The sequence below is a fragment of the Streptomyces sp. CRN 30 genome, assembly GCF_034105845.1.
Genome location: NZ_JAVRHI010000575.1, coordinates 1 through 7,692, shown reverse-complemented (window position 1 = coordinate 7,692; position 7,692 = coordinate 1). Strand labels below are relative to the sequence as shown.

Below are 7,692 nucleotides of genomic sequence, written 5' to 3'. Positions count from 1 at the left end.
CCGCGGCCGGCCCGGCCCGCGCCGCAGCCGCCCCGGTCGGCACCGTCGCGGCGGGCGGCCCCCGCGCCGCCGAGGAACGCCGTGCCCGCCCCACTGCCGGAGCGGGCGGGCGGCGGGAGCGGCGGCGACGCCGACGTGTGCGGGCTCGGCCGGAAGTACGGCGGCTGGCGGCCGGGCAGCCCGGAGTCGACCATCTGCGACCAGGCCTACGGCTGACCGCCGCCCCCCTCTCCGCTTCCCCCCTCGGCTCCTCCTCTCGCTCCCCTGTCCGTTTCAGCGGCCGCTTCCCCTCCCCTTCACCTCGCTTCCCTACGCGTCAGGGCCGCTGCCGGGGTGGGTCCCAGGGGCCGTCCTGGGCCGGGCCCCCGTCGTCCATCCGCTGTTCCAGCCGGTCGATCGCCGCCCGGATGTCGGCGGCGTGGCGGTCGTCCACCAGGGCCTCGGCGGCACGGCGGGCCCGCCGCAGATGCAGCCGGGCGGCCTCGGCGCGGCCGAGACGGTCGTAGTCGGCGGCCAGGTCGAGGTGGAGGGAGGGACGGAGGGAGCGCGCGGCGAGTACGGCATCGACGGGCGGGATGTCAGCGGGCGTGGCGTCGGCGGGCGTGACGTCGGCGAGCGCGGGATCGCGGTCCGCCGGCCGGGCAGTCCGAGGGCCCGCCGTCAGCTCCTCCGCCGCGGCCAGCGCCCGCAGGTCCCAGGCGAGTTCGTCCGCCGGGTCGTCCTGGGTGTCGGCCAGGTAGTGGGCGAGGGTGCAGCGGTGCAGCGGATCGCCGCTCTCGCCGATCTCCGCCCACAGGCCGAGGTAGCGGTGGCGGGCCTCCTCGCGGTCGCCCGCGTGGTGCAACATGACGACCTGCCCGATCCGCGTCGGCACGGCGTCCGGCGCCGTCCGCTCCTGCCCCTGGGCCACCGTGTCCTCCGCGCCGTCCGTCCGGCCGGGTCCGGACGACACTCCGCCCGGACCTGTCCGCGTCTGTCAGTACCAGCCAGTACCTGTCAGCACCTGCCCGGATGACGTTAGGCCCTGTTCCCCCGATCGCACCGCAGACGCGGCCCGGTGCCGAGGTCGGTCAGCCCGGGTCGGTCAGCCCAGGTTCGGGATCGTCCAGTCGATCGGCTCGTGCCCCTGCGCCGCGACCGCCTCGTCGATCTGCGTGAACGGACGGGAGCCGAAGAACTTCCTCGCCGACAGCGGCGAGGGGTGCGCGCCCTTGACCACGGCGTGCCGCTCCTCGTCGATCAGCTTCAGCTTCTTCTGCGCGTAGTTGCCCCACAGCACGAACACCGCCGGGTCGGGACGCCGGGCCACCGCGCGGATCACCGCGTCGGTGAACAGCTCCCAGCCCCGCGCCTTGTGCGAGTTGGCCTCCCCCGCCCGGACGGTCAGGACCGCGTTGAGCAGCAGGACGCCCTGCTGTGCCCACGGCATCAGATAGCCGTTGTCCGGGATCGGGGTGCCCAGCTCCGCGTGCATCTCCTTGTAGATGTTGCGCAGGGACGGCGGGATCTTCACCCCGGGCCGGACCGAGAAGCACAGGCCGTGGCCCTGGCCCTCGCCGTGGTACGGGTCCTGCCCGAGGACCAGGACCTTCACCTGGTCGTACGGTGTGGCGTCGAGCGCGGCGAAGACCTCCTCGCGCGGCGGGTAGACGGGACCGTTCGCCCGCTCCTCCTCCACGAACTCCGTCAGCTCCTTGAAGTAGGGCTGCTGCAGCTCGCCGCCCAGCACCTCGCGCCAGGACTCGGGCAGCATGGAGATGTCGGTCACGTCAACTTCCTTACGGTGTGCGGTGGCTTAACCGGTACGGAAAACCTACAGGCGGCCACTGACAACCGGCCCCGGAGCCCGGGAGCTACCAGCTCGTCTTGCGGTGCAGTTCCCACATCATCATGATCGTCGACGGGTCGAGGGCCCGTTCCGCGCCGGAGATGTCCTCGCTGGCCGCCACGTACTGCCGGCCCTGCCACAGCGGGACCAGCCGCGCGTCGTCCACCAGGACCCGCTGGGCCTCCTCGAACTCCTCCACCACCTCCGCGCGGTCGCTCTCGCGCCGGGAGCGCGGCAGCAGGTCGTCGGTGATCTTCGGGGCACGGTAAGGCGTACCGAGGGCGTTCTGCTCGCCGACGAAGGGGGCGATGAAGTTCTCGGCGTCGGGGAAGTCGGGGAACCAGCCTCGGCCGAAGACCTGGTACTCGCCCTTCTGGTAGCCGGCCACGTACGTCTTCCAGGGCCGGCTCCTGAGGGTGACCTCGAAGAGTCCCGACGCCTCCAGCTGGCGCTCGATCTCCTTGAACTCCAGGGCGGTCTCGGAGCCGTAGCGGTCGGTGGTGTACCAGAAGGTGAGCGGGACGGGTTCGTCGATGCCCGCCCGGGTCAGGAGGGTGCGGGCCTTCTCGACGCTGGGGTCGCCGAACTGGTCGAAGAAGCCGGTGGTGTGGCCGGTGACGCCCTGCGGCACCATCGAGTAGAGCGGGTCGACGGTGTCGCGGTAGACGTCGTGGGCGATGGCCGGCCGGTCGAGTATCTGGGCGACGGCACGCCGTACGGCCTTGCGGCCCGTCCAGGGGTCGTCCGGGTCGAAGACGAGGTAGCTGATGTCGGCGCCGGTGCCCTCGACGAGTTGGAGGTCCTCCTCGGCGGCGCCGCCCTGGAGCGTGACGACGTCGTCGGCGGCGAGGCCGCGGAACGTCACCTGGATGCGGCCGGCGCGCAGCGCCTTCACCATGGCCTGCGAGTTCTCGAAGTACTCGATGGTGACCTTGTCGTTGCGGCGTTCCGCGAAGCCCTTGTAGTGGTCGTTGCGGACGAGTTCGGCACGCCTGCCGTCGTCGTAGGACTTCAGGACGTACGGCCCCGAGCCGAGGACGCCGCCGTCCTGGCGTACCGCCTTCGCCGGGTAGGTGTCGGGGTCGACGAGGGAGAGCGCGGGGGTGGCGAGGACGAACGGGAAGGTGGCGTCCGGCTTGTTCAGGCGGAAGACGACCTCGCGCTCGCTCGGCGTCTCGACCCGCTCAAGGCTGCCGAGGAGTCCGGCGGGGCCGCCGTTGACGTCGATGGCCTTGATGCGGTCGATCGAGTACTTGACGGCACCGGCGTCCAGCGCGTCACCGTCGGAGAAGGTGAGTCCGGTACGGAGTTCACAGCGGTACGTCTGGTTCGAACTGTCGGTGAACGCGCAGCTCTTGGCCGCGTCGGGCCGGGGCTCGGTCGCACCGTTGGGGTAGCTGAGCAGCGTCTGGTAGACGTTGCGGAACAGTTCCCAGGAGCTGTCCCAGGACGCCGCGGGGTCCAGGGTGCTCGGGGCGCTGGTGGTGCCGACGACGATCGGCTCGTTCTCCTCCGCGTCGTCGGGCGAGAGGATGCCGCACCCGGCGGCGAGTGTCGACAATGATGCCGCGGCGGCCACGCACCGCAGGCGTCCGTTCCGGTTGAACACGCGCACGCTCCTCGATCCCCCGGTCTGCCGTGCCGAAACTCGGCAGACCATACCGCAGCGTCCGTCCCACTGAGGCCCCTTCTGAACAGGGGTTTTGATCATCCGGCGATGACTACGTTGTCATGTCCCCGGACAGTGGACGGCGGTCTACGGAAGGTAGGGCTCCGGGCACCGTCCGCGGGGAGGGTGCCCGGAGCCGGGAGGCGCGCGCGGGGCCGGTCAGCCGACGCCGGCGTTGAGGAAGAGGCCGCCGTCGAGCACCAGGGTCTGCCCGGTGACCCAGGCGGCCTGCTTCGAGGTGAGGAACGCGGCGGCGCCGCCGATGTCGGAGGGGACACCGAGCCGGCCCAGCGGGTACGCCGCGGCGGCCTCCTCCTCGCGGCCCTCGTACAGGGCGACGGCGAACTTGGTCTTCACCACCGCCGGGGCGATCGCGTTGACCCGCACCCCGGGCGCGAACTCGTGCGCGAGCTGCTCGGTCAGGTTGATCAGCGCGGCCTTGCTGACGCCGTAGGCGGCGATGAAGGGCGAGGGCGCGATGCCCGCGATGGAGGCGATGTTGACGATCGACCCGCCGTTCTCCTTCTGCCAGGCGTGCCAGGTGCGCTGGGCGAGGCCGAGCGCCGAGATCACGTTGGTCTCGAAGACCTTGCGCGCGACGTTCAGGTCGAGGTCGGCGATGGGGCCGAAGACCGGGTTGGTGCCGGCGTTGTTGACCAGGTGGTCGACGCGGCCGAAGGTCTCCATCACGCGGTCGACGACGGCGGCCTGGTGGGCCTCGTCGTGCGCCTTGCCGGCGACGCCGATGACCCGGTCGGCGCCGAGCCTCTCGACGGCTTCCTTCAGCGCTTCCTCGTTGCGGCCGGTGATGCAGACACGGTCGCCGCGGGCGACGAACGCCTCGGCGATGCCGTAGCCGATGCCGCGGCTGGCGCCCGTGACGAGGGCGACCTCGCCGGAGGGCTCGGGGAGTTCCTGGGTGGTCATGCGCGTACTCCCTAGTCGAGCGGTCCGCCGGCGACGTACAGCACCTGGCCGGAGACGAACCCGGCCGCCTCGCCGGTGAAGAAGGCGACGGCGTTGGCGATGTCGTCGGCCTCGCCGACGCGCTGCACCGGGATCTGGGTAGCGGCGGCGGCCTTGAAGTCCTCGAAGCCCATGCCGACGCGCTCGGCGGTCGCGGCGGTCATGTCGGTGGCGATGAAGCCGGGGGCGACGGCGTTGGCGGTGACGCCGAACTTGCCGAGTTCCTTGGCGAGGGTCTTGGTGAAGCCCTGCATACCGGCCTTGGCGGCGGAGTAGTTGACCTGGCCGCGGTTGCCGAGGGCGGAGGAGGAGGACAGGTTGACGACGCGGCCGAACTTGGCGTCGACCATGTACTTCTGGCAGGCCCGGGACATCAGGAAGGCGCCGCGCAGGTGCACGTTCATGACGGTGTCCCAGTCGGAGACGCTCATCTTGAACAGCAGGTTGTCGCGGAGCACGCCCGCGTTGTTGACGAGGATCGTCGGGGCGCCCAGCTCCTCGGCGATCCGGGTGACGGCCGCCTCGACCTGCGCCTCGTCGGAGACGTCGCAGCCGACCGCGAGGGCCTTGCCGCCCGCCGCGGTGATCTTCTCCACGGTGTCCTTGCAGGCGGCCTCGTCGAGGTCGATCACGGCCACGGCGCGGCCCTCGGCGGCCAGTCGTACGGCGGTGGCGGCACCGATACCGCGTGCGGCGCCGGTCACGACGGCGACCCGCTGCTCAGTGGTGGACATGCTGCTTCTCCTCGTCCTGGGGATGCGGCTGGCGCGGCCCGCCCGCCCCGCAATCGGTGAGCGACCGCTTAGTACCTTCGGCAGACGTGACGCTAGAAGCAGCGGCACGCGGTGTCAACGGGACATCGTGCGGGTGTGATCCATTACCTCTGCGGGGGCACCCGGATACGTATGGTCAGCGGACCAGCAGATCGAGCAGCCGCTCGGCCTCGGCGGCGGGGTCCGTCGTGAGGCCGGTGTGGACGGGGCCGGGCTGGACGACGGTGGAGCGCGGGGCGATCAGCCAGCGGAAGCGGCGGCCGGGGTCGTCCGCGGCGGCCGGTCCGGCACCCGGGCCGCCCGCGCACACGCGCTCCACGGCACCGAGCGCGGCGCGTACGCCGTCGACGTCCGCACGGGGGTCGAGGGCCAGCAGCCGGGCCTCGTCCAGGTGGGTGCGCGCGGCGACGAACGCCTTGGCGCGGCAGTACAGGAGGACGCCGGCGTTGACGCACTCGCCGCGCTCGACGCGGGGGACGGCGCGCAGGAGGACGTACTCGTAGACGTCCCGTTCGTTGGCCTCGCCGCCGCGGATGATGTGCCGCTCGACGACGGAACCGGCCATGTGGACGTGCCGCTCGCTGGTGTGCCGTGCGCCGGTGTGCCGCTCGCTCACTTCTCCCCCTCGATGCCGGTGATCCGCTCGTGGACGACCGCCGCCCGCGCGAGCAGAGGCCGCGCGTAGGCCCGCCTGAGGTCGTCGGATGTGCCGAAGCCGGGTTCGTCGGCCAGCCAGACGTCCGGGATCTCGGCGGTGACCTCGGCGAGGAGATCCTCGGTGACCCGCGGCGCGAGCTCCGCGGCGGCGGCGTGGACGTCCGGCGCGAAGGAGGCCAGCGCGTGGTCGGCGGCGTCGTAGGGGCGGGCGGCGGAGGCTTCGGCGCCGGGCCAGTTGTGGTGCCAGATCATGGTGGCGCCGTGGTCGATGAGCCAGGTCTCGCCGCGCAGGCGGAGCAGGTTGGGGTTGCGCCAGGACCGGTCGACGTTGTTGACCAGTGCGTCGAACCAGACGATCCGCCCGGCTTCCTCCGGGGTGACCGTGAAGGCGAGCGGGTCGAAACCGAGGGCGCCGGAGAGGAACTCCATGCCGAGGTTGGTGCCGCCGCTGGACCGGAGCAGCTCCTGCACCTGCGGGTCGGGTTCGCCGAGGCCCAGGACCGGGTCGAGCCCGACCGTCACCAGCCGCGGCATCCGGAACCCGAGCCGCCGCGCCAGCTCCCCGCAGACGACCTCGGCCACGAGGGTCTTGCGGCCCTGGCCGGCGCCGGTGAACTTCAGGACGTAGGGGTTGAGGTCGTCGGCCTCGACGAGCCCCGGCAGGGAGCCGCCCTCGCGCAAGGGGGTGATGAAGCGGGTGGCGGTGACATCGTTGAGCATGTTCTGGGTCGACCGCCCCTTGATCTCGGCTTCCGGCATGGAGAGTGCATAGTAACCGAGGGTGATCGGCCGGGCGGGACCGGCTCGGTGGGCCGGTCCCGCCGGTGGGCGCTGGTCCGTCACGGTGGGCCGGGGTTCAGCCGTGGGTCACGTCCAGGGAGTAGAAGGCCACCCTGGCGCCCTTGGTGGTGCTGTCGGACGCCGACTGGTTGTAGGCGCCCGCCTTGAAGTACTGCTGGTAGGACTTGAAGGAGTCGGCGATCGGGTAGTGGGTGGTCTCGCCGTTGACCGTCAGGTCGATGGTGTCGCCGCCGGAGACACCGATGGTGTAGCTCCACTTCTCGCCGACCGGGACGTTGCCGACGTCGTGCAGGGTCTGGCCGCCGGCGGGCGAGTTCTCGGTGCCGAGGACGATGTCGCCGTTGGAGCGGTAGTACAGCTCAAGCAGTGGCTTGGTGGAGCCGCCGCCCTCGCCGAGGTGGATCTGGCCGACGCACACGTTGGACGTCACGGACACCACGCGCAGGGTGGCGCTCATGCGGTGGGTGCCGTCCAGGGACCAGTTGGCGCTGGAGCCGCCCGGGTCCATCTCGCGCAGTTCCGAGCGCGGGTACTTGGAGTTGGGCGTGGTGACACCCGCCTCCGGTGACCAGAAGGTCAGGGCGCCGTCGGTGTCGGTGTAGAGGTAGTCGTCCTCGTAGCCGCCCGCGAGCTGGGAGGGGCTGATCGTGGTCGGTGATCCGGAGGAGCCGACCGGTTCCTGGAGCTGCCAGATCGACAGGTCGATACCGCTGCGGCCACCGCTGCCGGCCGCGGCCTTCGCGGCACCCGTGCCGGTGCCCTCCTCGTCCTCCGGGTCCCTGGTCGCGCCCGTGGAGGGCGACGGGGTGGCGCTGCCGCCGGTCGCGAGGCCCGTGACCGGTTCGGTGACGAGGCGGGTGCCGGGGGCGGTGGTGGTGATCTTGTTGAAGGTGGTGAGGAACTGGTGGGGTTGTTGTTCGGTGCCGCTGCAGGTTTCGGAGAGTTGGCCGGTCTGGGGGCAGGTCTGGTCGCGGCCGAGGGCCCAGTAGGCGAGTTGC

The 7,692-nt window shown here is 71.6% G+C and carries 8 protein-coding genes and 1 pseudogene; 1 reads left to right on the top strand and 8 read right to left on the bottom strand.

From position 1 onward, the window contains the following. Nucleotides 1–216: pseudogene (locus UW392_RS66850) on the top strand (hypothetical protein); the annotation flags it as partial. A 100-nt stretch (nt 217–316) separates the two neighbouring features. Here the strand turns inward: UW392_RS66850 and UW392_RS66845 are convergent. The 8 genes from UW392_RS66845 to UW392_RS66810 all read right to left on the bottom strand — a co-directional run bounded on the left by UW392_RS66845 (nt 317) and on the right by UW392_RS66810 (nt 7,574). Further along, nucleotides 317–910 carry a hypothetical protein gene (locus tag UW392_RS66845; RefSeq protein WP_320785238.1) on the bottom strand — a complete coding sequence of 198 codons (594 nt, stop codon included), beginning with the start codon at nt 908–910 and terminating at the stop codon, nt 317–319. A gap of 174 nt (nt 911–1,084) precedes the next feature. Further along, nucleotides 1,085–1,768: a uracil-DNA glycosylase gene (gene ung, locus UW392_RS66840; protein WP_320785234.1), complete on the bottom strand. Its 684-nt coding sequence runs from the start codon at nt 1,766–1,768 to the stop codon at nt 1,085–1,087. 85 nt (nt 1,769–1,853) lie between these two features. Then, a complete protein-coding gene (locus UW392_RS66835; protein WP_320785233.1) occupies nt 1,854–3,437 on the bottom strand; it encodes an ABC transporter substrate-binding protein in 1,584 nt (527 codons plus the stop codon). A gap of 219 nt (nt 3,438–3,656) precedes the next feature. Then, on the bottom strand, nt 3,657–4,424 hold the full coding sequence (locus tag UW392_RS66830) for an SDR family oxidoreductase (protein WP_320785232.1): 768 nt from the start codon (nt 4,422–4,424) through the stop codon (nt 3,657–3,659). An 11-nt stretch (nt 4,425–4,435) separates the two neighbouring features. Beyond that, nucleotides 4,436–5,197: a 3-oxoacyl-ACP reductase FabG gene (gene fabG, locus UW392_RS66825; protein WP_320785231.1), complete on the bottom strand. Its 762-nt coding sequence runs from the start codon at nt 5,195–5,197 to the stop codon at nt 4,436–4,438. Nucleotides 5,198–5,372: 175 nt separating this feature from the next. Next, nucleotides 5,373–5,801, bottom strand: coding sequence for a DUF3037 domain-containing protein (locus tag UW392_RS66820; RefSeq protein ID WP_320785237.1), 429 nt, complete (start codon nt 5,799–5,801; stop codon nt 5,373–5,375). A gap of 47 nt (nt 5,802–5,848) precedes the next feature. After that, nucleotides 5,849–6,613: a HipA family kinase gene (locus UW392_RS66815; RefSeq protein ID WP_320785236.1), complete on the bottom strand. Its 765-nt coding sequence runs from the start codon at nt 6,611–6,613 to the stop codon at nt 5,849–5,851. 136 nt (nt 6,614–6,749) lie between these two features. After that, nucleotides 6,750–7,574 carry a polysaccharide lyase family 7 protein gene (locus UW392_RS66810; RefSeq protein ID WP_320785235.1) on the bottom strand — a complete coding sequence of 275 codons (825 nt, stop codon included), beginning with the start codon at nt 7,572–7,574 and terminating at the stop codon, nt 6,750–6,752. Nucleotides 7,575–7,692 lie beyond the last annotated feature (118 nt).

Excerpts from the sequence above, each read along its gene's own strand:
- UW392_RS66820 (WP_320785237.1), bottom strand. The coding sequence starts at position 5,801 with ATGGCCGGTTCCGTCGTCGAGCGGCACATCATCCGCGGCGGCGAGGCC.
- fabG (WP_320785231.1), bottom strand. The coding sequence starts at position 5,197 with ATGTCCACCACTGAGCAGCGGGTCGCCGTCGTGACCGGCGCCGCACGC.
- UW392_RS66815 (WP_320785236.1), bottom strand. The coding sequence starts at position 6,613 with ATGCTCAACGATGTCACCGCCACCCGCTTCATCACCCCCTTGCGCGAG.
- UW392_RS66830 (WP_320785232.1), bottom strand. The coding sequence starts at position 4,424 with ATGACCACCCAGGAACTCCCCGAGCCCTCCGGCGAGGTCGCCCTCGTC.